21 protein-coding genes are annotated in these 21,108 nt (G+C 70.9%); 14 read left to right on the top strand and 7 right to left on the bottom strand.

Annotated elements, in window-relative coordinates:
• Nucleotides 1-106: 106 nt before the first annotated feature.
• The 3 genes from AB0C19_RS13305 to mshA all read right to left on the bottom strand — a co-directional run bounded on the left by AB0C19_RS13305 (nucleotide 107) and on the right by mshA (nucleotide 3,457).
• Nucleotides 107-1,060 carry a hypothetical protein gene (locus tag AB0C19_RS13305; protein ID WP_357183937.1) on the bottom strand — a complete coding sequence of 318 codons (954 nt, stop codon included), beginning with the start codon at nucleotides 1,058-1,060 and terminating at the stop codon, nucleotides 107-109.
• A gap of 458 nt (nucleotides 1,061-1,518) precedes the next feature.
• The gene (locus tag AB0C19_RS13300; RefSeq protein ID WP_357183886.1) at nucleotides 1,519-2,034 is read right to left on the bottom strand and encodes a YbjN domain-containing protein; all 516 of its coding nucleotides are present in this window, start codon (nucleotides 2,032-2,034) and stop codon (nucleotides 1,519-1,521) included.
• A 58-nt stretch (nucleotides 2,035-2,092) separates the two neighbouring features.
• On the bottom strand, nucleotides 2,093-3,457 hold the full coding sequence (gene mshA, locus AB0C19_RS13295; RefSeq protein WP_357183883.1) for a D-inositol-3-phosphate glycosyltransferase: 1,365 nt from the start codon (nucleotides 3,455-3,457) through the stop codon (nucleotides 2,093-2,095).
• 205 nt (nucleotides 3,458-3,662) lie between these two features.
• Here mshA and AB0C19_RS13290 point away from each other — a divergent pair, with 205 nt between their 5' ends.
• Nucleotides 3,663-4,424 carry an SDR family oxidoreductase gene (locus AB0C19_RS13290; RefSeq protein WP_357183880.1) on the top strand — a complete coding sequence of 254 codons (762 nt, stop codon included), beginning with the start codon at nucleotides 3,663-3,665 and terminating at the stop codon, nucleotides 4,422-4,424.
• Nucleotides 4,425-4,495: 71 nt separating this feature from the next.
• Nucleotides 4,496-5,284, top strand: a complete 789-nt coding sequence (locus AB0C19_RS13285) for a class I SAM-dependent methyltransferase (RefSeq protein ID WP_357183877.1) — start codon at nucleotides 4,496-4,498, stop codon at nucleotides 5,282-5,284.
• Between the two features lie 206 nt (nucleotides 5,285-5,490).
• Here AB0C19_RS13285 and AB0C19_RS13280 read toward each other — a convergent pair whose 3' ends face one another.
• Nucleotides 5,491-6,573 carry a UDP-N-acetylmuramate dehydrogenase gene (locus AB0C19_RS13280; protein WP_357183875.1) on the bottom strand — a complete coding sequence of 361 codons (1,083 nt, stop codon included), beginning with the start codon at nucleotides 6,571-6,573 and terminating at the stop codon, nucleotides 5,491-5,493.
• 69 nt (nucleotides 6,574-6,642) lie between these two features.
• On the opposite strand from AB0C19_RS13280, the gene AB0C19_RS13275 reads away from it, so the two are divergent.
• The 7 genes from AB0C19_RS13275 (at nucleotide 6,643) to AB0C19_RS13245 (ending at nucleotide 14,455) form a co-directional block, all read left to right on the top strand.
• Nucleotides 6,643-7,401 (top strand): maleylpyruvate isomerase family mycothiol-dependent enzyme, encoded by a 759-nt coding sequence (locus AB0C19_RS13275; protein WP_357183872.1) that lies wholly within the window; start codon nucleotides 6,643-6,645, stop codon nucleotides 7,399-7,401.
• Nucleotides 7,402-7,628: 227 nt separating this feature from the next.
• Nucleotides 7,629-8,933 (top strand): extracellular solute-binding protein, encoded by a 1,305-nt coding sequence (locus tag AB0C19_RS13270; RefSeq protein WP_357183869.1) that lies wholly within the window; start codon nucleotides 7,629-7,631, stop codon nucleotides 8,931-8,933.
• Between the two features lie 69 nt (nucleotides 8,934-9,002).
• Entirely contained in the window at nucleotides 9,003-10,001 is a 999-nt protein-coding gene (locus AB0C19_RS13265; protein ID WP_357183866.1) for a sugar ABC transporter permease, read from the top strand.
• Nucleotides 9,998-10,831 carry a carbohydrate ABC transporter permease gene (locus AB0C19_RS13260; protein ID WP_357183863.1) on the top strand — a complete coding sequence of 278 codons (834 nt, stop codon included), beginning with the start codon at nucleotides 9,998-10,000 and terminating at the stop codon, nucleotides 10,829-10,831. Before AB0C19_RS13265 ends, AB0C19_RS13260 begins: the two co-directional genes overlap by 4 nt.
• Nucleotides 10,828-12,240: a GH1 family beta-glucosidase gene (locus AB0C19_RS13255; protein WP_357183860.1), complete on the top strand. Its 1,413-nt coding sequence runs from the start codon at nucleotides 10,828-10,830 to the stop codon at nucleotides 12,238-12,240. Before AB0C19_RS13260 ends, AB0C19_RS13255 begins: the two co-directional genes overlap by 4 nt.
• A 19-nt stretch (nucleotides 12,241-12,259) precedes the next feature.
• On the top strand, nucleotides 12,260-13,267 hold the full coding sequence (locus AB0C19_RS13250) for a LacI family DNA-binding transcriptional regulator (protein WP_328651999.1): 1,008 nt from the start codon (nucleotides 12,260-12,262) through the stop codon (nucleotides 13,265-13,267).
• Between the two features lie 291 nt (nucleotides 13,268-13,558).
• On the top strand, nucleotides 13,559-14,455 hold the full coding sequence (locus AB0C19_RS13245; RefSeq protein WP_357183857.1) for a GNAT family N-acetyltransferase: 897 nt from the start codon (nucleotides 13,559-13,561) through the stop codon (nucleotides 14,453-14,455).
• A gap of 18 nt (nucleotides 14,456-14,473) precedes the next feature.
• On the opposite strand, the gene AB0C19_RS13240 is transcribed toward AB0C19_RS13245, so the two are convergent.
• Both AB0C19_RS13240 and AB0C19_RS13235 read right to left on the bottom strand, forming a co-directional pair.
• Nucleotides 14,474-14,596, bottom strand: coding sequence for a hypothetical protein (locus AB0C19_RS13240; protein WP_357183854.1), 123 nt, complete (start codon nucleotides 14,594-14,596; stop codon nucleotides 14,474-14,476).
• Nucleotide 14,597: 1 nt separating this feature from the next.
• The gene (locus AB0C19_RS13235; protein WP_357183851.1) at nucleotides 14,598-15,389 is read right to left on the bottom strand and encodes an EI24 domain-containing protein; all 792 of its coding nucleotides are present in this window, start codon (nucleotides 15,387-15,389) and stop codon (nucleotides 14,598-14,600) included.
• A gap of 200 nt (nucleotides 15,390-15,589) precedes the next feature.
• On the opposite strand from AB0C19_RS13235, the gene AB0C19_RS13230 reads away from it, so the two are divergent.
• Genes AB0C19_RS13230 through AB0C19_RS13210 form a run of 5 tightly spaced genes read left to right on the top strand, consistent with a single transcriptional unit; the run spans nucleotide 15,590 to nucleotide 20,156 of the window.
• Nucleotides 15,590-16,498, top strand: a complete 909-nt coding sequence (locus AB0C19_RS13230) for an ABC transporter ATP-binding protein (RefSeq protein ID WP_357183848.1) — start codon at nucleotides 15,590-15,592, stop codon at nucleotides 16,496-16,498.
• 13 nt (nucleotides 16,499-16,511) lie between these two features.
• Complete coding sequence (locus AB0C19_RS13225; RefSeq protein ID WP_357183845.1) at nucleotides 16,512-17,246, top strand: ABC transporter permease; 735 nt, start codon at nucleotides 16,512-16,514, stop codon at nucleotides 17,244-17,246.
• An 11-nt stretch (nucleotides 17,247-17,257) separates the two neighbouring features.
• Entirely contained in the window at nucleotides 17,258-18,526 is a 1,269-nt protein-coding gene (locus AB0C19_RS13220) for a sensor histidine kinase (protein ID WP_357183842.1), read from the top strand.
• Complete coding sequence (locus AB0C19_RS13215; RefSeq protein WP_357183934.1) at nucleotides 18,520-19,164, top strand: response regulator transcription factor; 645 nt, start codon at nucleotides 18,520-18,522, stop codon at nucleotides 19,162-19,164. Before AB0C19_RS13220 ends, AB0C19_RS13215 begins: the two co-directional genes overlap by 7 nt.
• A 23-nt stretch (nucleotides 19,165-19,187) precedes the next feature.
• Nucleotides 19,188-20,156 (top strand): YafY family protein, encoded by a 969-nt coding sequence (locus tag AB0C19_RS13210; RefSeq protein WP_357183839.1) that lies wholly within the window; start codon nucleotides 19,188-19,190, stop codon nucleotides 20,154-20,156.
• Here the strand turns inward: AB0C19_RS13210 and AB0C19_RS13205 are convergent.
• Nucleotides 20,147-21,061 (bottom strand): SDR family oxidoreductase, encoded by a 915-nt coding sequence (locus AB0C19_RS13205; protein ID WP_357183836.1) that lies wholly within the window; start codon nucleotides 21,059-21,061, stop codon nucleotides 20,147-20,149. The two genes, AB0C19_RS13210 and AB0C19_RS13205, sit on opposite strands and share 10 nt — an antisense overlap.
• Nucleotides 21,062-21,108: the final 47 nt, after the last annotated feature.

Below are 21,108 nucleotides of genomic sequence, written 5' to 3'. Positions count from 1 at the left end.
TCAACCCAGAACGGCTGTCTCGCCGGTCACAACTGGCGAGTATCCGCTGCTCCGGCCTCGTCCGTTGGCAACAGCCGGGTACCCGTCGCCCATTCCCGCAAACACCTCAACCGTCTTCCCGATCGGGTGACTCGGTCCGGAAGAAGCTGCTCTGGCGGCCGTCCCGCAACTGTTCCTGATAAATCAGGTTCAACCGCCGCAGGTCAAACGTGTAGAACCACTCATCCCAGGTGATCTCGCGAATCCGGCTGCTTTCCCGGTATCCGGGAATGTTGAAGGTCAACACACCCGCCCGGCCATCCCGCTCGGTGCCGGCGATGGTCGCCGGCCTGGCCCCGCGTTCCCGGGCCCACCGCTGGATCACCTCGTGGTTCGCCGTGATCAAACTCCGTCCCGGCCGCTCCGGCCGGTCCGTGATCGACGAGATCACCTGCGAACTGCGGACCGACCGCCCCGTACCCCGTCCGGTCCGGATCCCGCCGGCCGCCGTCCCGCCACCGGTCGACGGCGTCAACGTGCGCTTGGCCGCCGCGCCCTTGGCCGGTGCCGTGCGCTTCGCCGCCGCGCTCTTGGCCGGCGTCGCGCGCTTCGCCGTCGTGCGCTTCGCCGCCGCGCTCTTGGCCGGCGTCGCGCGCTTCGCCGCCGGCCGCGCCGGCGCCTTCTTCGCCGGCGCCTTCCGCGCGGGCGCCGTACGCGCCGTCGCTGTCTTACGGGCCGCAGTGGTCTTCCGCGCTGCGGCCGTCTTCCGGGCGGCGGTGGTCCTGCTCGCGGCCGTGCTCTTGCGGGCGGCCGTCGACGTCGCCGCCGTGGTCCTCTTCGCTGCGGTCGCCTTCTTCGCCGGTGCCCTCTTCGCCGCCGCCGTCGACTTCCGTCCGGCGGTCGCCTTCGTTGCGGCGGCCCGCTTCGCGGGCGCGCTCTTGTTCGCCGGCGCGGCCTTCGCGCGACTCGACGCCGGCCTGGCCGCCGACTTCTTGGTGGCGGCGGCACGACCCGCCGACGCCCTGGTGCCGGCGGCCCGGCCCGACGGGCCGGTACTGCTCCGACCCGCGCCGGCCCGCATCGAGCGCGCCAACTGTTTCACCAGCTCGGGCTTGCGCAATGCGGAGATCCCGGAGACCCCGCGTTTGCGCAGCTGCCCGCGGATGTCGTCCACCCGCATCCGGGAAATCTCCGACTCGGAGACTCCGGGCGTACCCGGCGTCTGGTTGCCGGCCTGTCGCTTCGTCCTGGTCGCAGTCGCGCCGCGACCTGAGCTGTTCCGCTGAGCCATGGGACGCTCCGCTCCTTGGCACTCCGTCATCGGCGCGCGGGGGTCCCTTGCCGCACCGCGCGGTGCGGCATACCCGTCAGGAGCACTCCGAACCACAGTCAGCGCATGATCGCGGAGCAGGGCAGTCCGGTCCATCGATCATGGAGTTGTGGTGCCGGATTTGGTGTTTCGCGGGCGTTTTGTTGCCCACCACAACTCCATGGTCGGCGGGGCTGGCGGGCGCGGGCGGGGCGCGGCGCGGGGTTGGGTCAGGTTGGGTCGGGGCCGGTGCCGGAGGGCTCGAAGAGGTGGGCGAAGGCGGCCAGGTTGGCTGTCGACTCGCCCCGCTTCACCCGCCACTCGTACTCACGCCGGATCGAACTGCCGAAGCCGATCTCCAGCATCGTGTCGAACGACTCGTCGGCGTACGTGAGCACCGCGCCAAACAGTCGGTCCAACTCGTCGGCGTCCACGCCGGACGGGTTGACCCGACCGGTCAGGTACACGTCGCCGACCGCGTCGGTGGAAAAGGAGACGCCGTACATCCGGGCGTTGCGCTGCAACAGCCAGGCCCACAGCTCCTCGCGGCGCTCGTCCGGCTGGCGCATCACGAACGCCTCGATCCGCAGCGCGTGCTCACCGACGATCAGGTTGCAGATCGTCTTGAGCTTGTGGGTGCCCGGCAGCGTCACCGCGTACGAGCCGGGGCCGGTCGACTCCCAGGCCAGGTCCCGCTCGGCGCAGACCGACTCGATCAGGGTCGCAAGATCGCTCTTCGGGCTCACCGGACCCACTCTACGACCGACTCGGCCTGCGCACCGGGTGACGACTGGCGCCCCCGGGTCACCAGGAGCAGGAGAGCGCCGGGTCACCCGCCAGGTCGGCAGCGAGCCGAGCGCGGTGCCCGGCGATCGCCTCGCCGTAGACAGCGAGCAGACCGTCGACAGTACGGTCCCAGGAGAAGTGCCGGGCGTGCTGCTCGGCACCTCGGGCCAGCACCGACCGCAGCGCCCGGTTCGGCAGCAGACTGCCCATCGCACGGGCCCAGTCGACCGGGTCGTGACCGTCGATGAGTACGCCGCTGACCTGGTCCCGGACGGCGGTGACCAGCCCTCCGACGGCGGCGGCCAGCACCGGCGTACCGCAGGCCTGCGCCTCCAGAGCGACAAGCCCGAACGATTCGTTGTGCGACGGCACCGCGACCAGGTCCGCCGCCCGGTACAGGGCCGGAAGGTCGTCCCCGGTAAGCGGTGGCAGGAAGCGCACCCCGTCGCTGACCCCGAGCTTGGCGGCCAACTCGATCAGGGCGGTCGGCCGGTCCAGCCCACTGCCGCTGGGCCCGCCGCAGATCACCACTGTCACCTGATCGGCCAGCGCCGGATCGCGCTCCCGCAACGCGGCGATCGCGCGGATCAGCACGTCGGGGGCCTTGAGCGGCTGTATCCGACCGACGAAGGCAACCACGTACCCGTCGACGGGAAGCCCCAGCCGGCGGCGGGCCTGGCGGGCGGCCGCGGACCTGTCGCCCGACGCGGGCCGGAACCGGGCCAGGTCGACACCGGGCTGCACGACGGACACCCGGGTCGGGTCGGCGTCGTACCGGTCGAGCAGGTCGCTGGCCTCGACCCGGGTGTTGGCGACCAGCCGGTCCGCCTCGGCGACGACCTGCTCCTCGCCGATGACGCGGGCCTTGGGCTCCGGCCGGTCCCCGGCCGCGAGCTGGGCGTTCTTGACCTTCGCCAGGGTGTGCGCGGTGTGCACCAGCGGCACCCCCCAGCGCTCCTTTGCCAGCCAACCAACCTGCCCGGAGAGCCAGTAGTGGGAGTGGATCAGGTCGTAGTGGCCGGGCGGACGGGACGCCTCGGCGCGCAGAACCCCGGCGGTGAAGGCGCAGAGCTGACCGGGCAACTCCTCCTTGGTGAGGCCCTCCAGGGGGCCGGAGGTGATGTGTCGGACCTGCACTCCGGGCGCCATCTCGACCACCGGGGGGAGGTCACCGGACGTGGCCCGGGTGAAGATCTCCACCTCCACGTTGCACTCGGCGAGACGCCGGGCGACTTCGAGGATGTAGACGTTCATTCCGCCGGCATCACCAGTGCCGGGCTGGTGCAGGGGGGAGGTGTGTACCGACAGGGTCGCGATGCGGCGAGGCCGGGGCCACGGTCGGGCACCTCGCTGACGCCCGACACCGGTGTGCATTTCCGCCACATCCGCTCCTTCTTCACGGTTGATGCCGTCTCGCACGACCGGCGCTTCTCGGTCAACCTGTACGCCGGATGTCATCTTCCCCATCGGGCTTCGGAAATTCCCGGGCGCGGCCCCTCGGCGTGACGGACCTCATCACCGAACGCCCGCCAATGGCTGCCGTACGCCCGGTCGGGGCGGGTCGTACGCCCGCTGTGACAATGTCGGGATGACCTCAGTCGCCATCGTCACCGGAGCGTCCAGCGGGATCGGCGCGGCCACCGCCCGCCGGCTCGCCGCCGAGGGCTTCCACGTGCTCGCCGCCGCCCGCCGCGCCGAACGGCTCACCGACCTGGTCGCCGAGATCACCACCGCCGGCGGGCAGGCCACCGTCGTGACCTGCGACGTCACCTCAGACGAGTCGGTAGCCCGGCTGGCCGAGGCCGCCGCCCAGGCACCCGGGCCGGTCACCCTGCTGGTCAACAACGCCGGCGGAGCGCGCGGGCTGGACCCGGTGGAGTCCGGCTCGGTCGCCGACTGGCAGTGGATGTACGACGTGAACGTGCTCGGCACCCTGCGGGTCACCCAGGCGCTGCTGCCGGCGCTGGAAGCCTCCGGCTCCGGCACCATCGTGGTGGTCTCCTCCACCGCCGGCCTGAGCGTGTACGAGGGCGGGGGCGGCTACACCGCCGCGAAGCACGCGCAGACCGCCATCGCCGGCACACTCCGCCTGGAGCTGTGTGGCCGGCCGCTGCGGGTCATCGAGATCGACCCGGGCATGGTGAAGACCGACGAGTTCGGGCTGGTCCGCTTCGAGGGCGACGCGGAACGGGCCGCCGCCGTCTACGCCGGGGTGCCGGGGCCGCTGGTCGCCGAGGACGTCGCCGACTGCATCGCCTGGTGCGCCACCCGTCCCGAGCACGTCAACATCGACCGGCTGGTGGTCCGGCCCCGAGCGCAGGCCGCCCAGCACAAGGTGCACCGGGTCTAGCAGTGCCGCGCGAGGAGTGAGCCGGGTCTGCGAGCCCGCGGTCGCGAACGGAGATTGGCCTTGAGGTCGACATGAGCCCTGCGGCGCGACGCCGACCGGTCGGCGTGGTCACGCGCGGCACGACGAACCCGAACCGGCTCCGTCGGGTGGACAACTGGATCGTCGCCACCTGCGCCGACCGGCTGTTGGCGGCGGATGACCCCCTGGTGGTCGACCTCGGCTACGGCGCCACCCCGGTGACCGCTGTGGAGTTGCGCGCTCGGCTGGCTGCCGGGGTCCGTCCGGACGTACGCCTGGTCGGGTTGGAGATCGACGCGGCCCGGGTGGCGGCCGCGGCACCGGCCGCCGACCCACCCGGGCTGACGTTCGCCCGGGGTGGGTTCGAGTTGGCCGGGCTCCGGCCGGTGCTGGTCCGCGCATTCAACGTGCTGCGACAGTACGACGAGAGCGAGGTGGCCGAAGCCTGGCAGACGATGACCGCCGCGCTCGCCCCCGGCGGAGTGCTCGTCGAGGGCACGTGTGACGAGCTGGGGCGGCTCGCCAGTTGGCTGCTGATCGACGCCGACGGCCCCCGGACGCTGACCCTGGCCGCGAAGCTCACCACGCTGGGCAGCCCTGCCGAGTTGGCCGAGCGGCTGCCCAAGGCGCTGATCCACCGCAACGTTCCCGGTGAGCCGGTGCACGCGCTGATCCGCGCACTGGACGACGCCTGGCAGGCTGCCGCACCGTACGCCACCTTCGGCCCCCGCCAACGCTGGCTGCACGCGGTGACCCGCCTCCACGAAACCGGCTGGCCCATCCTCGACAACCCCACCCGCTGGCGCCAGGGTGAACTAACCCTCCCCTGGCCCCTCCCCTAACCCACACCCCACACCCCACACCCCGCACCCCCGCACCCCACACCTGGCACGCCGATCTTGCACTTTCGGTTGGCGATTTGGCCCTTTTTCAGTCCTTATGTCACCGCAGAAAGTGCAAGATCGTGGGGAGCGGGGGGGAAGGCAGGGGCGCGGGGGCGGGGGCGGGCAGGGCGGGGGCGGGCGGGCGGGCGGGAGGGCGGCGGGGGTTAGAGGGTGCAGTTGATGAGGACTGGTTCGGGGTGCAGGGTTACGCCGAAGCGGGCGTGGACCTGATCGCGGATGGTGGCGGCCAACGTGAGCAGATCAGCGGTGTGGGCGGTGCCGCTGCGGTTGGTCAGGGCCAGTGTGTGCTTCCTGGAGATGGCCACCCCACCCTCGCCGGGGTGGCCCTTGGCGAAGCCGGCCTTGTCGATCAGCCAGGCGGCGCTCACCTTGACCAGGCCGTCCGCCCCGGGCCAGGCGGGCGGGTCGCCCAGCTCGGCGGAGCGTTCCAGGAGCTGTTCGTACGTGGCGCGGTCGAGCACCGGGTTGGTGAAGAAGGAGCCGACCGAGCGAGTGTCCGGGTCGTTGGCGTCGAGCACCATCCCCTTGCCCGCCCGCAGGCGCAGCACCACCGCTCGGGCGTCGGCCAGCGGCACCTGGTCGCCCACCTCGACACCGAGGGCTCGGGCCAGCTCCGCGTAGCGCACCGGCCCGGAAAGCGGAGACCTGGTGAGCCGGAAGTCGACCGAGAGCACCACCCAGCGGTCCTTGTACTTGAAGATGCTGCCCCGGTAGGCGAAGCCGCACTCGGCGGCGGGGATGACCTGACGGGTGCCCTCGACTCGGTCGTACACCTCGACGCCGGTGATCGTCTCGGCGACCTCCTGGCCGTACGCGCCGACGTTCTGAATCGGGGTGGCACCGGTCGAGCCGGGGATGCCGGACAGGCATTCCAGCCCGGCCCAGCCGTTGGCGATAGTGGCGGCGACCAGGTCGTCCCACGGCTCGCCGGCGTCGACCCGTACGGTGACCGAGGTGGCGTCATCGGCGATGACCCGCATGCCACGGGAGCGCACCAGTACGACGGTGCCGGGGAAGCCGGCGTCGCCGATCACCACGTTGCTGCCCCCGGCCAGGATCAGGACCGGTTCCGCCGCGGCGCGTACCGCCTGGACGAGGTCGTCGGCACTGCCGGCGGCCACGATCCGCTCGGCCGGCCCACCCGTTCGGAGGGTGGTGTAGCCGGCGAGTGGACCGGGGATGGCACGATCGGCGTCGGTTGTCGGCTGGGCGGAGGCGTCTGGCACGCCCTTCACCTTAGGCTGACAAGTAGCCGTGGCACCCACTGGTCGCCCGGCACCCCCGGGAGGATGGCGATGAGCAGACTGCAGGGCAGCAAGGATTTCTGGATCGGGGCGCTCCGGACGGAGGGTCCGGCTTTCGCGGCGGCGGTGGCCGAGGCGCCGCCGGAGACACCGGTGCTGTCCTGTCCGGGCTGGACGGTCAACGACCTCACACTGCACATGGCCGGCATCTACCACTGGGTTTCGTCGTTCGCCGGTTCCGGCCAGACCAGCCAGCCGCCTCGGCGGGAGAAGATCGAGGCCGACCCGGCCGTGAACGCGCTCCAGCTGTGGCAGCAGGGTTACGACAGGGTGATGACAGTCTTCGACGGGCTCGACCCCGAGGCGTCGGCGTGGAACTGGGCCCCGCAGCCGAAGAAGGCCGGTTTCTGGCCGCGTCGGATGGCGCACGAGACGGCTGTGCACCGTTGGGACGCCCAGCTCGCCATCGGGGCTGGTGACCCGGTGGAGGCGAAGCTCGCGGCCGACGGGGTGAGTGAGGTGCTGGACACGTGGCTGCCGGCGGGCCGGCGGCAGGTGCCCGGTGACTGGCACGGGGTGGTCCAGCTCTGCGCGACCGATGCGGCCCAGGAGTGGTATCTGCGGTTGCGCGGCGAGGGGGTGGCGCTGCTCGACACCGCGACCATCTTCGACCACGACGATCACCACGCCCGCGCCCAGGTCAGCGGCACGGCGAGCGACCTGCTGCTGGCGCTCTGGGGTCGGGTGAGCTTCGAGACGCTGGACGTCGCCGGTGACCGCACCCTGTTGGACGGTCTGCGCACCGGCTGACCGACCACCACGAACGAGGGCGTCACCCCATTCGGGGTGGCGCCCTTCGTCGATGTCAGGGGTTCCGCCGCCTTCCGGACACCGCACCGGGGCGAGCGTTCATCACGGGACCACAACGCTGAGAGAGCGCTCTCTTGACAGTGGGTTGGTGACCCACCACCCTGTCGTGAGAGCGCTCTCTTAGCCATCTGCCATCACCCGCCCGCCTTGAGAGAGGTCGATAACCAATGGCTGTCTTCCCGCGCCGCCGCCTCGCCGCGGTGGCCCTCGCCACCGCCACCGCCCTGCTCGTCACCGCTGGCTGCGGCGGCGGCGACGAGCCGGGCGACGGACCGGTCACCCTGACCGTCGACGTCTTCGGCCAGTTCGGCTACGAGCAGCTCTACCAGGAGTACATGAGCGCGAACCCCGGCGTGAAGGTCGTCGAGCGCGGCACCGGCACCAACCTCGACGAGTACTCACCGAAGCTCACCCAGTGGCTCGCCGCCGGCCGGGGCGCCGGCGACGTGGTGGCCATCGAGGAGGGCCTGCTTGTCGAGTACAAGGCCAATCCGGCGAACTTCGTCAACCTGCTGGACCACGGTGCCGCCGACCTCAAGGGCAACTTCCTGGAGTGGAAGTGGAACGCCGGTCTGACCGCCGACGGCAAGCAGCTCATCGGCCTCGGTACCGACGTCGGCGGGATCGCCATGTGCTACCGCAAGGACCTCTTCCAGAAGGCCGGCCTGCCCACCGAGCGCGCCGAGGTTTCCAAGCTCTGGCCCACCTGGCCGGACTACATCGCCACCGGTGAGAAGTTCGTCGCGGCCAAGACCGGGGCGTCCTTCCTCGACGCGGCCACCAACACGTTCAACACGATCCTGCTGCAGACCGCCGGCAACAGCAGCGGCTACAGCTACTACGACACCAGCGAGAAGCTGGTCGTCGACAGCAACCCGGCCGTGCGACAGGCCTACGACACCACAATGGACATCATCGACTCGGGGCTCTCCGGCAAGTACGGCTCCTGGTCGGAAGAGTGGGTCTCCGCCTTCAAGCAGTCGAAGTTCGCCACCATCGCCTGCCCCGCCTGGATGACCGGCGTCATCGAGGCCAACGCCGGCACTGCCGCCCAGGGCAAGTGGGACATCGCCCAAGTCCCCGGCAACGGCGGCAACTGGGGTGGATCGCACCTCGCCGTGCCCAAGCAGAGCAAGCACCAGGCCGAGGCGATCAAGCTGGCCAAGTTCCTGACCAGCGCCAAGGGGCAGATCGGGGCGTTCAAGGCCAAGGGTCCGCTGCCCTCCTCGCCGCAGGCGCTCGACGACCCGGCGATCACCGGCGCTACCAACGCGTACTTCTCCGGGGCACCGGTCGGCGCCATCTTCGGCACCGGCGCGAAGAGCCTGAAGCCGGTCTACATGGGCCCGAAGAACCAGGCCGTACGGACCGAGGTGGAAAACGCCGTACGGACCGTGGAGCTGGGTCAGCGCAGCCCCGCGCAGGGCTGGACCGACGCGGTGACCAACGCGAAGAAGGCCGCCGCCAAGTAGCCCGAGCGAGCGTGCGGGCGGGCCTCGGAGCAGAGGTCCCGCCCGCACGACGGAAAGGAGTTCTCGGGCATGACCGTCCAGCTCGACGCCCGCCCGCCGGCAACACCGGCAACCGGTAACCGCCGCCAGTCCGCGGGTCGGCTCAGTCGATTCGACACCCGCTTCTCCCCGTACCTCTACATCGCCCCGTTCTTCCTGATCTTCGGCATCTTCGGGGCGTACCCGCTGGCGTACACCTTCTGGGTCTCGCTGCACGACTGGGACCTGCTCGGAGCCGACCACCCCTTCGTCGGGGCGGAGAACTACACCCGGCTGCTGGCCGACGTCGACTTCTGGCACGCGCTGGTCAACACGCTGGGGATCTTCGTCATCTCGACAGTTCCGCAGTTGCTGGCCGCCCTCTGGCTGGCCAACCTGCTCAACCGGGGCCTGCGTGGGCGCACCGGTTGGCGGATGGCGGTGCTCGTCCCCAACGTCACGTCCACCGCCGCGGTGGCGATCGTGTTCGGTGTGCTCTTCGGCCGCGAGTTCGGGATGATCAATTGGCTGCTCGACCTGGTCGGGATGGACGCGATCGAGTGGAAGTCCAACCGGCTGGCCTCCTGGGTGGCCATCTCCGCCATGGTCGACTGGCGGTGGACCGGCTACAACGCGCTGATCCTGCTGGCCGCGATGCAGGCCATCCCCCGCGACCTGTACGAGGCGGCGGCGATCGACGGCGCCAACCGGGCCCGACAGTTCTGGTCGGTCACAGTGCCGCTGCTCAAACCGACGATCATCTTCTGCGCCATCATCGCCACCATCGGCGGCCTGCAACTCTTCACCGAGCCCCGGATGTTCCACTCCGGCACCAACCCGATCCGTGGTGGGCCGCTGCGCGAGTCGCAGACGCTGACCATGTACATGTTCGAGAACGCCTTCGCCCCGCACTACAACTTCGGGTACGGCTCGGCAGTGGCCTGGCTGCTCTTCGCGCTCATCGCGATCGTCGCGGCGGTCAACGTGCTGCTCCTGCGCCGCCTCGGCGGCGGAGCGCGCCCCAGCGCCCGGAAGGGAACCACCCGATGAGCCGGCTCTGGCGGGCCAGCCCGCTCACCTACCTCGCCCTGATCGTCGCCGTCGGCCTGTCGGTCTTCCCGATCTGGTGGATGTTCGTCGTCGCCAGCCGCAGCAACGACGCGATGGGCCAACTGCCACCCCCGGTCACCCCCGGCGGCAACCTGGGCGCCAACATCGCCCGCCTGTTCGACAACACCGACGCGTACTTCCTGACCGGCCTGATCAACTCGGCGATCGTCGCGACCACTGTGACCGTCTCCGTGGTGTTCTTCTCCAGCCTGGCCGGGTTCGCCTTCGCCAAGCTCAGGTTCCGTGGCCGCAACGCCCTGCTGCTGGTGATCATCGCGACGATGATGGTGCCGACGCAGCTCGGCGTGATCCCGCTCTACCTGCTGATGACCAAGCTGCACTGGAACGACCGGCTGCCAGCGGTCATCGTCCCGGTGCTGGTCACCGGGTTCGGGGTGTTCATGATGCGGCAGTACGCCGGCCAGGCCATCAGCGACGAACTGATCGAGGCCGCCCGGATGGACGGCTGCGGCACCGCCCGGATCTGGTGGCACGTCGTGCTGCCCGCCCTGCGTCCCGCCGCCGCAGTCCTCGGTCTGCTCACCTTCATGACCACCTGGAACGACTTCCTGTGGCCGTACGCTGTATTGAACGATCCGGCGAATCCGACGGTGCAGCTGTCCCTACGAGCACTGTCGGACGGGTATTACCAGGACATGTCGCAGGTGTTCACCGGAACGGCCATCGCGACGCTGCCCCTGCTACTGGTCTTCGTGTTGTTCGGCCGGCAGATCATCGGCGGAATCATGGAAGGTGCGGTCAAGGCGTGAACGAGCGGAGCGAGCCAACCAACCGGCCCAGCAACGAGATCCGGTTTCCCGAACACTTCCTCTGGGGGGCGGCCACCGCCGCGTACCAGATCGAGGGTGCGGCCCGCGACGACGGTCGCGGTCCGTCCATCTGGGACACATTCAGCCGTACGCCGGGCAAGGTGTACCAGGGCCACACCGGCGACGTCGCCTGCGACCACTACCACCGGTACGCCGACGACGTGGCGCTGATGGTCGAGCTGGGCCTTCGGGCGTACCGGTTCTCGGTCGCCTGGCCGCGGATCCAGCCCGACGGCACCGGCCCGGCCAACCCCCGTGGGCTGGACTTCTACGACCGACTCACCGACACGCTGCTCGACAGGGGAATCGACCCGATCGTCACCCTCTACCACTGGGACCTGCCGCAGGCCCTCGGTGACCGGGGCGGCTGGACCAACCGGGACACCGCCGAACACTTCGCCACCTACGCCACAGCGGTGTACGCCCGCCTCGGCGACCGGATCGACGTGTGGACAACGCTCAACGAGCCGTGGTGCTCGGCCTACCTCGGTTACGCCAACGGCCTGCACGCTCCGGGTGAGCAGGATCCGGCGGCGGCCTTCACCGCCGTACACCATCTGCTGTTGGGGCACGGCCTGGCGGCGCGGGCCTTGCGGGCGGCCGGCGCGCGCAGCGTGGGTGTCACCGTCAACCCGGCCGACGTGCGCCCGGCCGACCCGCAGAGCGCCGCCGACGCCGCAGCGGTCCGCCTGGTCGACGGCCTGCACAACCGGATCTTCCTCGACCCGCTGCTGGCCGGCGGCTACCCGGACGACGTCCGCGAGCACGTGGCCCGGATCGTCGAGCCGACGTTCATCCGCGACGGCGACGAGAAGGTGATCGCCGCCCCGATCGACCTGCTCGGCATCAACTACTACGCACCGAGTTACGTGGCCGGTCGGCCCGACGGCGCCGGCAACGGCGCGTACCCGGGCACCGAGGGCGCTGTGCACTTCCTGCCACCGGCCGGGCCGCTCACCGACATGGGTTGGATGATCGAACCAGCCGGGCTCACCCGGCTGCTGGAGCGGATCGCCGCCGACTACCCCGGTGTGCCGCTGCTGATCACCGAAAACGGTGGCGCGTTCCCCGACAAGCCCGGCGCCGACTCGCCCGACGGACCAACGCAGGTGATCGACGCCGATCGCATCGCCTACCTCGACGGGCACCTCCGTGCGGCGCACGAGGCGATCTCCCGGGGCGTGGACCTGCGCGGTTATCTCGTATGGTCATTCCTGGACAACTTCGAGTGGGCGGAGGGTTACCGCAAGCGGTTCGGGATCGTGCACGTCGACTACCTGACCCAGCGGCGCACACCGAAGGCCAGCGCCCGGTGGTACCAGGAGGTGATCTCCCGGAACGGGCTGTGACGAGCGGGGGGAAAGCGCGATGACGACGGCGCAGCGGCCGACGCTCGAGGCGGTGGCAGCGCGGGCCGGGGTGTCCCGCGCCACCGTTTCCCGGGTGGTCAACGGCTCCACCACCGTCGCCGAACCGATCCGCGAGGCGGTCACCCGGGCGGTCGCCGAGTTGGGGTACGTCCCCAACCTGGCGGCCCGCAGCCTCGTCACCCAGCGCACCGACTCGATCGCCCTGGTCATGCCGGAGGCGGCCACCCGGGTCTTCTCCGACGACCAGGTCTTCCCCGGCATCATCCGGGGCGTCAGCCAGGAGCTGGAGGCGGCCGACAAGCAACTGGTGCTGATGCTCGCCGGCTCGCCGGCCGGGCACCACCGGGTCGAGCGGTACACCACCGGCCGGCACGTCGACGGCGTGCTCTTCGCGTCGCTGCACGGTGCCGACCCCCTGCCCGGCACGCTGGCCCGACTCGGCATCCCGGTGGTGGTCAGCGGCCGCCCGCTCGGCGACGTGCCCGTCCCGTACGTCGACGTCGACCACGTGGGCGGGGTGACCGAAGCCGTCCGGCACATGATCGACAGCGGTCGTCGGCGGATCGCGACCATCGCCGGGCCACAGGACATGGTGGCCGGGATCGAACGGCTCAGCGGCTACCGCAGCACTGTCGCCGACGCGGGGCTTCCCGAGCTGATCGCCATCGGTGACTTCACCCGGGAGTCCGGGTCGGCGGCGATGCGCCGCCTGCTCGCCGAGCATCCCGACCTCGACGGCGTCTTCGCCGCCTCCGACCTGATGGCGCACGCCGCCCTGCGGACGCTGCGCGAGGCTGGTCGGCGGGTGCCCGACGACGTGGCGGTGGTCGGCTTCGACGACATCGAGACCGCCGCCTACACCGAGCCGCCGCTGACCACCGTCCGGCAGCCGATCGTGGAACTCGGCCGCCGGATGACCCGCCAACTGCTCCGGCTGGCCGCCGGGGAGAGCATCGAGCAGGCGATCATGCTCCCCACCGAGCTGATCCGCCGCGCCTCCGCCTAACCCCAGCCCGTGCCGCGCCCGCCGTGCGGTCCGCACCGCGCCCACCCCCAAGATCCGCACAACTTCAGGGAGATAGTGGTCTCCCAGCGCTCGGAGGCCACTCTTTCCCTGAAGTTGCTGCCTGCCGAGCGGTCACGGGCGGACGGCGAATGGTTAATTCGTCGCTTCGGCGGACGATCGTCGCTAGCCTCGCCGGCATGCCGGATCCTGTTGCGTTGCTGCACGTGTTCAGCCGTTCCCACCAACTCGTCTCGGTCGGGGCGGTCGCCGCCGTACGGATGGGGGCCTGACATGCGGATCCGGGTGGCACAGCCGGACGACGCCCCGGGCGTGGTGGCCCTCCGGACGACGGTCTACCCGTATCTGGTGCGCGGGGTCGAGTCGACCCGGAAGATGCTCGCCGAGCCCCCACCCGAGGAGGGCTGGATCGCCTTCGTGGCCGAGGTCGACGACCGGGTGGTCGGGTGGACGTCCGCGCAACGCTCCGGCTGGACCTCCACCCCGGACTTCGGCGAGATCTCGATGCTGCACGTGCACCCGGAACACCGGCAACAGGGCCTCGGCACGGCGCTGCTGACCACCGCCACCGACCACCTCCGTCAGTTGGGAATCCGTCGGATACGCGCGATGGCGCAGACGGACGGGCTGCCGTTCGCTCGCCGGCACGGTTACGAGCCCAGCCGGGAGGTGCGCTACTCGGCGCTCGACCTCAACCCGGCACCCGCGCTCCCCGAGCCGCCCCCGGGCGTACGACTGTTGCCGATCTCCGACCTGGACCCGCACCTGCTGTACGAGGCCGACGTGGCCTCGGCCGCCGACGAGCCGGGCGACGTGCCGGTCGACTCGATCAGCTACAAGAGCTGGCAGTACGACGTCTGGAACAACCTCGGCCTGGACAAGGCGGCCAGCACCGTCGCCGAGGTAGATGGTGCGGTCGCCGCCTTCAGCCTGGTGAAGCGGGACGGAGACCGGATGTGGTCGGACTTCACCGGCACCATCCCGGAATACCGGGGGCGGGGCCTCGCCCGGCTCACCAAGACCGCCGCGCTGCACCGGGCAGCTGCGGACGGCGTGCGCGTCGCGTACACCTCGAACGACGCGGCGAACGGGCCGATGCTCGCGATCAACACACGACTGGGCTATCGGCCGGTGGCATCCCAGTGGACCTGCCTGGCCGACGTGACCTGACCGGCAGCCACCCGCGCGTCAGCGACCCCCGCCCGCGCCGATCTTGCACTTTCGGTCGCCGATATGCACGGAATGCCCCCTATGCCGCGACAGAATGTGCAAGATCGCGGAAAGGTGCGGCTCGACCAGGGTGATCTCCACGTCAGCCCTCCTCGATCGGCTGGCCCATCGAGCGGCGGGCCAGCAACGTGGCACCGGCGACCGCGGCCGGCATGATCAGCACGGCGCCGAGCGGGATCAGGAAGCAGAGGAAGACGGCCACTCCGAAGCCGAGCGCTGTGGGTCGGTCGGCCTTCAGGATCGTCCGGCGCTGCGGCAGCCGCATCCCTCGTCGGTAGAACGGCGCACCCACCAACTCCACGGCGAGGAACCACCCGCCCACTGCCGCCCCGATGACCGGGACGACAGTCTGGCCGACCACCGGGATGAAGCCGGCGACGAAGAGCGGGATGCCGACCAACGCCGTGAGCGCCACCAGGCGTACCGAGTCGGCGAGGCTGCGGCGCAGCGACGACCAGAAGGGCACGTCCACCGCGCCCGGCGTGCCGCCGTACCGCTGCTCGACCTGCTCGGAGATCTTCTCGTAGAACGGGTCGCCGATGACCAGGGTGACAGCGGTGAAGGTGAGCACTCCAAGCAGGCCGCCGAGCCCCAGGAAGGCCAACCCGGCGATCACCCGGACCAGGCTGCGGCCGGTGCTCGACCAGTCGTCAGCGAAGGGGGTTACCAACGCGGCGAGATCGTCCACGAAGTACACCAGCGCGGCGAGCGCGGCCAGGAAGAGCACGCCGGAGATCAGCGCCGGCACGATGCCGAGCAGCATCAGCCCCGGGCTGCGGACGTAGAGGCCCAACCCGCGCAGGAGCAGCCCCGCCCCGGCGAGGAAGCGTCCGACGACCCCGGTCACCGGGCTGGCGATTCTGCTGGCATCCACGATCGAGCAGCCTAACCAGCCGTGATCGGATCCGCCGGGCGGAGCGCTAGCAGCGACTCACCTCGTACACATCAACCGGTTGACGGACGGCAGTGATCCACCGGGGACGCCGAGGTTCGTCGCTGACCGGTCGATTCGCCGCCGGGTCACCCCGACAACCCTTGAGGGGTACGAAGTCAGCGGCGGCGAAAGGCGGCACGATGCCGGTCATCGAGGTGACCCACCTGAAGAAGCGGTACGGCGACCTGGTGGCGGTGGACGACGTGTCGCTCGCCGTGGAGGCCGGCGAGATCTTTGGCGTCCTCGGTCCGAACGGCGCCGGCAAGACCACCACAGTCGAGTGTGTGGCCGGGCTGCGTGTCCCCGACGGGGGCGGGGTGTCGGTCCTCGGGCTCGACCCCCGCCGGGACGCGGCCCAGCTACGCCAGCGGGTCGGGGTGCAACTCCAGGAAAGTCAACTGCCGGACCGGCTTCGGGTGGCCGAGGCGCTGGAGCTGTACGCCTCGTTCTACAGCAACCCGGCCGACCCGGCCGCGCTGATCGACAAGCTGGGCCTCGGCGACAAGCGGAACACCGCGTACAAGAAGCTCTCCGGCGGTCAGAAGCAGCGGCTCTCCATCGCGCTGGCCCTGGTGGGCAACCCGGAGATCGCCATCCTCGACGAGCTGACCACCGGGCTGGACCCGCAGGCCCGCCGGGACACCTGGGGCCTCATCGAGCAGGTCCGCGACAGCGGGGTGACGATCGTGCTGGTCACCCACTTCATGGAGGAGGCCGAGCGGCTCTGCGACCGGGTCGCGGTGATCGACCGGGGGCGGGTGGTCGCCCTGGACAGCCCGGCGGGCCTGGTGTCGACTGTGGCTCCGGAGCAGCGGATCCGGTTCCGGCCGTCGGCCCCGGTCGACGATCGGCTCCTCACCGACCTGCCCGAGGTGTCCGCCGTGCAGCGAACCGGCAGCCAGGTGGTGGTGACCGGCACCGGGGAGTTGCTGCACGCCGTCACCTCGGTGCTCGCCCGCCACCAGATCGTCGCCGCGGACCTGCGGCTGGAGCAGTCCACCCTCGACGACGCCTTCGTCGAGCTGACCGGGCATCGGCCCGCCAACTGAGAGGGAGCCGGCAATGCACGCCTTCCGCAACATCCTGAGAACCGAGGCGCGGCTCTACCTGCGGGACCTGCCGACGCTCCTCACCACGATCGGGCTGCCCACGCTGATCCTGGTGGTGCTGGGACTGATCCCGTCGCTGCGCAAGCCGGATCCGACCTTCGACGGGCAGACCTTCGTCAGCTATTTCGCCCCGTCGCTGCTGGTGGTCACCCTCGCCATGGTCGGGGTGAACATCCTGCCTTCGGTGCTGGCCACCTACCGGGAACGTGGCGTGCTGCGTCGGCTGGCGACCACCCCGGCGCACCCGGCGGCTCTGCTCGCGGCCCAACTGGTGCTGGCCCTGGCCGGGATCCTGGCCAGCGCGCTGCTGCTCATCGTCGTCGCCCGGCTCGCGTTCGGGGTGCCGTTCCCCCGGCACCCGCTCGGCTTCACGCTGGCGTTCATCCTCGGCACGGCCGCGCTGTTGTCGCTCGGACTGCTGGTCGCCGCCGTGGCCCGCACGACGAAGGCGGCCCAGGCCCTGGCCGTGCCGCTGTTCCTGGTGACCATGTTCTTCGGCGGGGTCTACCTGCCTCGGTTCCTGCTCCCGGACGTCGTGGCGCGGATCGGCGACTACACGCCGCCCGGGGTGCAGGCACTCCTCGACGCCTGGACCGGCACCCCGCCGCAGCCGCTGCACCTGGGGATAATGGCGGTGATCGCCGTGGCGGCCGGCGCCAGCGCGGCGAAACTGTTCCGCTGGGAGTGAGCGGAGATGCGATGACCTGCAACGGTGGGCACGACCGTCTGGCCAGTTGGCGGGAACGCGAGGCGAGCCTCTATCGGGTGTTCCCCTTCGGCGGGCTGACCCTGGGCACCCTGCTGGCCCTCGTCGCACCGGCACCCGCTCATCTTGGGGCACTGCCCACCCTCGCCATCGCCGTGGCGGCCGGATGCTGGGTCGCCTGGTTCGTCACACTGCACCCCGGCTGGCAGAGTCGGCGCACGCTGATGGCGGTCTACTACGCCGGCCTGCTCACGTTCGCCGCCGCACTGGTGGCCGCCAGCCCGTGGTACGGCTTCTTCGCCTGGATCGGCTACATCCACGCCTTTCCGGTGCTGCCCGGGCGCTGGCGGGTCGCCGGCGTGGTCACCACTGCCGCCCTGGTCGCCACGTCGCAGGGCGGTGGCCTGTCGGTGGTGGTGTCGCACCTGCCACTCTGGCTGGTGCTGGTGCTGTTCAACCTGGTGGTGGCCGGCTCGGTGAGCTGGTTCGCGATGGTCGCCGAACAGGAGGACGCCAAACGCAAACGGTTGGTGGCGGAACTCGGCGAGACCAACCGCCAACTCACCGAGACGGCCAGTGAGAACGCCGGGCTGCACGCCCAACTGCTCACCCAGGCCCGGGAGGCCGGCGTGCTGGACGAACGGCAACGGATGGCGCGCGAGATCCACGACACCCTGGCGCAGGGGTTGACCGGCATCATCACCCAGTTGGAGGCGGCCGAGCAGACCCGCGACCGGTCCGCCGATTGGCGTCGGCACGTCGACAACGCGCTCGCCCTGGCCCGGGAGAGCCTCACTGAGGCCCGCCGTTCGGTACAGGCGGTCCGTCCGGAACCGTTGGAGACGGCCCGGCTACCGGACGCCCTCGTCGATCTGGGCGGGCGCTGGTCGGCACTGAACGGGGTACGGGCCGACGTGGCCACCACCGGCACCCCCCGCCCACTGCACCCTGAGGTCGAGGTGACACTGCTGCGGGCCGCCCAGGAGGCGCTGTCGAACGTGGCCCGGCACGCCGCCGCGTCGCGGGTCGGGCTGACCCTGTCGTACATGGCGGACGTGGTCACGCTCGACGTCCGTGACGACGGGGCGGGCTTCGACCTCACCGACCAGCCGCTGCCCCGCGAGCCGGGCGGCGGGTACGGGCTGACCGCCATGCGGCAACGGGTGACGAGGGTCGGTGGCGAGTTGGCAGTCGAATCCGAGCCGGGCGGCGGCACCGCCATCTCGGCGTCCGTCCCCGCGCTACCCGGAGGTGCCTGTTGACCGCCCCGGTTCGACTGCTGATCGTCGACGACCATCCGGTCGTGCGGGACGGCCTGCGGGGCATGTTCACCGGCGACCCCGATTTCGAGGTGGTGGGCGAGGCCGCGGACGGTTCGGAGGCGTTGGCCCTGGTCGCGACGCTGCGGCCGGACGTGGTGCTGATGGATCTGCGGATGCCCGGCATGGACGGGGTGACCGCCATCGGCAGGCTGGCTCGCGCCGGCAGCACCGCCCGGGTGCTGGTGCTCACCACCTACGACACGGACGCTGACGTGCTGCCGGCGATCGAGGCCGGCGCGACCGGTTACCTACTCAAGGACACGCCTCGGGAGGACCTGGTTCGGGCGGTCCGGGCTGCGGCCCGGGGCGAGTCGGTGCTCGCGCCCAGCGTCGCCGGCCGGCTGATGGGCCGGCTGCGCGCTCCCGCCGAGGAGCCGCTCAGTCAACGGGAGTTGGAGGTGCTCACCCTGGTGGCCCGGGGTGCCTCCAACCGGGAGGCGGCGACCCGCCTGTTCATCAGCGAGGCCACAGTCAAGACGCACCTGCTGCACCTGTACGCCAAGCTCGGGGTCAACGACCGGGCTGCCGCGGTGGCCACCGCGTACGACAGGGGTTTGCTGACGCCCGGCGGGCGCTGAGCGGCACCGGGCAGGATGGGCGGATGCGCGCGTCCCGACTGATCTCGTTGCTGTTGCTGTTGCAGTCGCGCGGGTCGATGACCGCGAGCGAGCTGGCGCGGGAGCTCGAGATCTCCGAGCGGACCGTCTACCGGGACGTCCTGGCGCTCTCCGCGGCGGGCGTGCCGGTCTATGCCGACCGGGGGCGAGCCGGCGGTTACCGCCTGCTCGGCGGGTACCGCACCCGACTGACCGGGCTGACCCGGGACGAGGCGGAGGCGCTTTTCCTCGCCGGGCTGCCCGGACCGGCCGGTGAGATGGGGCTCGCCGACGCTGTCGCGTCCGCCGAGCTGAAGGTGCTCGCCGCGCTGCCACCCGCCCTGCGCGACGCGCCGGCCCGTGCCGGGCAGCGGTTCCACCTGGATGTGCCGGGCTGGTTCCGGGAGACCACGCCACCGCTCTGGCTGCCCGAGCTGGCCCGGGCGGTCTGGGGCGACCGGGTGGTGGGGCTGCGCTACCGACGCGGCGACCGGGAGGTGACCCGCCAAGTCCTGCCGTACGGCCTGGTGCTCAAGAGCGGGGTCTGGTATCTGGTCGGCCGGGTCGGCGACGATGTGCGCACCTACCGGGTGGACCGGGTCACCGGGGTCGAGGTGGGCGACGAGCACTTCGACCGCGACGAGGGCTTCGACCTGGCCGGGCACTGGCGCGAGCAGGCCGGGTCGTTCCTGCGGACCATGCTGCGGGCCGAGGTCGCCGTCCGGCTGAGCCCCGCCGGCCTGCGCCAGCTCCGGCACCAGGTCGATGCCCCCTTCGTGTACGACGAGATGGTCGCCGCCGCCAGCCCACCCGACGGGCAGGGCTGGGTGGTGGCGCGGCTGCCCGTCGAGTCGGTCCAGGTGGCGTACCACCAACTGCTGGGGCTCGGCCCCGAGGTGGAGGTCCTCGGCCCACCGGAGCTGCGGCGGTTGTTAGCGGAGAGCGCCGACCGGCTCGGTGCGCTCTACCGGTAGCCGGTGACGTCCGCCGGTTTGCCCGCGTCGACCACCTCGGTGATGTACCGGAAGCCCTCGGGTTGGCTGCCGTCCAGGTCGGTGAACCCGTACACCTTGGACAGCGTGCCGGCGTCGACGGACCTGCCGCTCCAACGGGCCTTCTCCTCGTCGGCGGCGAGCGCGGCCACCGCCCGGCCGACGAAGGCCGGGGTCTCCGAGATGAGGAAGTTCGGGTCGGTGGCGGCACCGTCGCGCCAGTTCTCCTCGGTCACGCCGAAGTGCTCCAGCATCGCCTCGGAACGGATCCAGCCGGGGGTGAGTGCCACTGCCGTGCAGCCGTGCGGCGTCAGCTCGTGCGCCTGACTGAAGGCGAGCCGGTTGACCGAGACCTTGGCCAGGTCGTAGAAGACCGACAGCCGATAGTTCTCGTCGTTGTACGCCTTGGTGCCGTCGCCCATCTCCACCACCAGGCCGCCGGGCTTGCGGATCAGCAGCGGCAGGGCGAAATGGCTGGTGATGATGTGCGTGTCGACGGCCAGTCGCAGCGTACGGAAGCCGGCGTCGAGCGGCTGCTCCCAGACCGGCTTGTCCCAGGTGACCAGTGGGTCGCCGCCCCAGATGTCGTTCACCAGCACGTCGAGTTGGCCCTGCTCGGCGTCGATCCGGGCGACCAGGTCGCGGACCTGCTCGGGCACCAGGTGGTCGACCTGAACGGCGATGCCGGTGCCGCCGGCCGCGCTGACCAGCTCGGCGGTCTCCTCGATGGTCTCCGGCCGGTCCATCTCGGAGCGGCCGGCCCGGGAACTGCGACCGGTGGCGTAGACAGTGGCACCGGCCGCGCCGAGCTGAACGGCGATCTGCCGCCCGGCACCACGGGTGGCACCGGCGACGAGCGCGATCTTTCCTGTGAGCGGTTGTGTCATGCCTGCGACGCTGTCAGGAATACCTGACAACCGACGTCCGAATTCGT

The organism is Micromonospora sp. NPDC048842 (assembly GCF_040649935.1).
Taxonomy (GTDB): domain Bacteria; phylum Actinomycetota; class Actinomycetes; order Mycobacteriales; family Micromonosporaceae; genus Micromonospora; species Micromonospora hortensis.
This window is presented reverse-complemented; position numbering and strand designations above follow the sequence as displayed.

Excerpts from the sequence above, each read along its gene's own strand:
- AB0C19_RS13205 (WP_357183836.1), bottom strand. The coding sequence starts at position 21,061 with ATGACACAACCGCTCACAGGAAAGATCGCGCTCGTCGCCGGTGCCACC.
- AB0C19_RS13250 (WP_328651999.1), top strand. The coding sequence starts at position 12,260 with ATGACGACGGCGCAGCGGCCGACGCTCGAGGCGGTGGCAGCGCGGGCC.
- AB0C19_RS13275 (WP_357183872.1), top strand. The coding sequence starts at position 6,643 with ATGAGCAGACTGCAGGGCAGCAAGGATTTCTGGATCGGGGCGCTCCGG.
- AB0C19_RS13245 (WP_357183857.1), top strand. The coding sequence starts at position 13,559 with ATGCGGATCCGGGTGGCACAGCCGGACGACGCCCCGGGCGTGGTGGCC.
- AB0C19_RS13230 (WP_357183848.1), top strand. The coding sequence starts at position 15,590 with ATGCCGGTCATCGAGGTGACCCACCTGAAGAAGCGGTACGGCGACCTG.
- AB0C19_RS13290 (WP_357183880.1), top strand. The coding sequence starts at position 3,663 with ATGACCTCAGTCGCCATCGTCACCGGAGCGTCCAGCGGGATCGGCGCG.
- AB0C19_RS13270 (WP_357183869.1), top strand. The coding sequence starts at position 7,629 with ATGGCTGTCTTCCCGCGCCGCCGCCTCGCCGCGGTGGCCCTCGCCACC.
- AB0C19_RS13225 (WP_357183845.1), top strand. The coding sequence starts at position 16,512 with ATGCACGCCTTCCGCAACATCCTGAGAACCGAGGCGCGGCTCTACCTG.
- AB0C19_RS13210 (WP_357183839.1), top strand. The coding sequence starts at position 19,188 with ATGCGCGCGTCCCGACTGATCTCGTTGCTGTTGCTGTTGCAGTCGCGC.
- AB0C19_RS13265 (WP_357183866.1), top strand. The coding sequence starts at position 9,003 with ATGACCGTCCAGCTCGACGCCCGCCCGCCGGCAACACCGGCAACCGGT.
- AB0C19_RS13305 (WP_357183937.1), bottom strand. The coding sequence starts at position 1,060 with ATGCGGGCCGGCGCGGGTCGGAGCAGTACCGGCCCGTCGGGCCGGGCC.
- AB0C19_RS13220 (WP_357183842.1), top strand. The coding sequence starts at position 17,258 with ATGACCTGCAACGGTGGGCACGACCGTCTGGCCAGTTGGCGGGAACGC.
- AB0C19_RS13285 (WP_357183877.1), top strand. The coding sequence starts at position 4,496 with ATGAGCCCTGCGGCGCGACGCCGACCGGTCGGCGTGGTCACGCGCGGC.
- AB0C19_RS13260 (WP_357183863.1), top strand. The coding sequence starts at position 9,998 with ATGAGCCGGCTCTGGCGGGCCAGCCCGCTCACCTACCTCGCCCTGATC.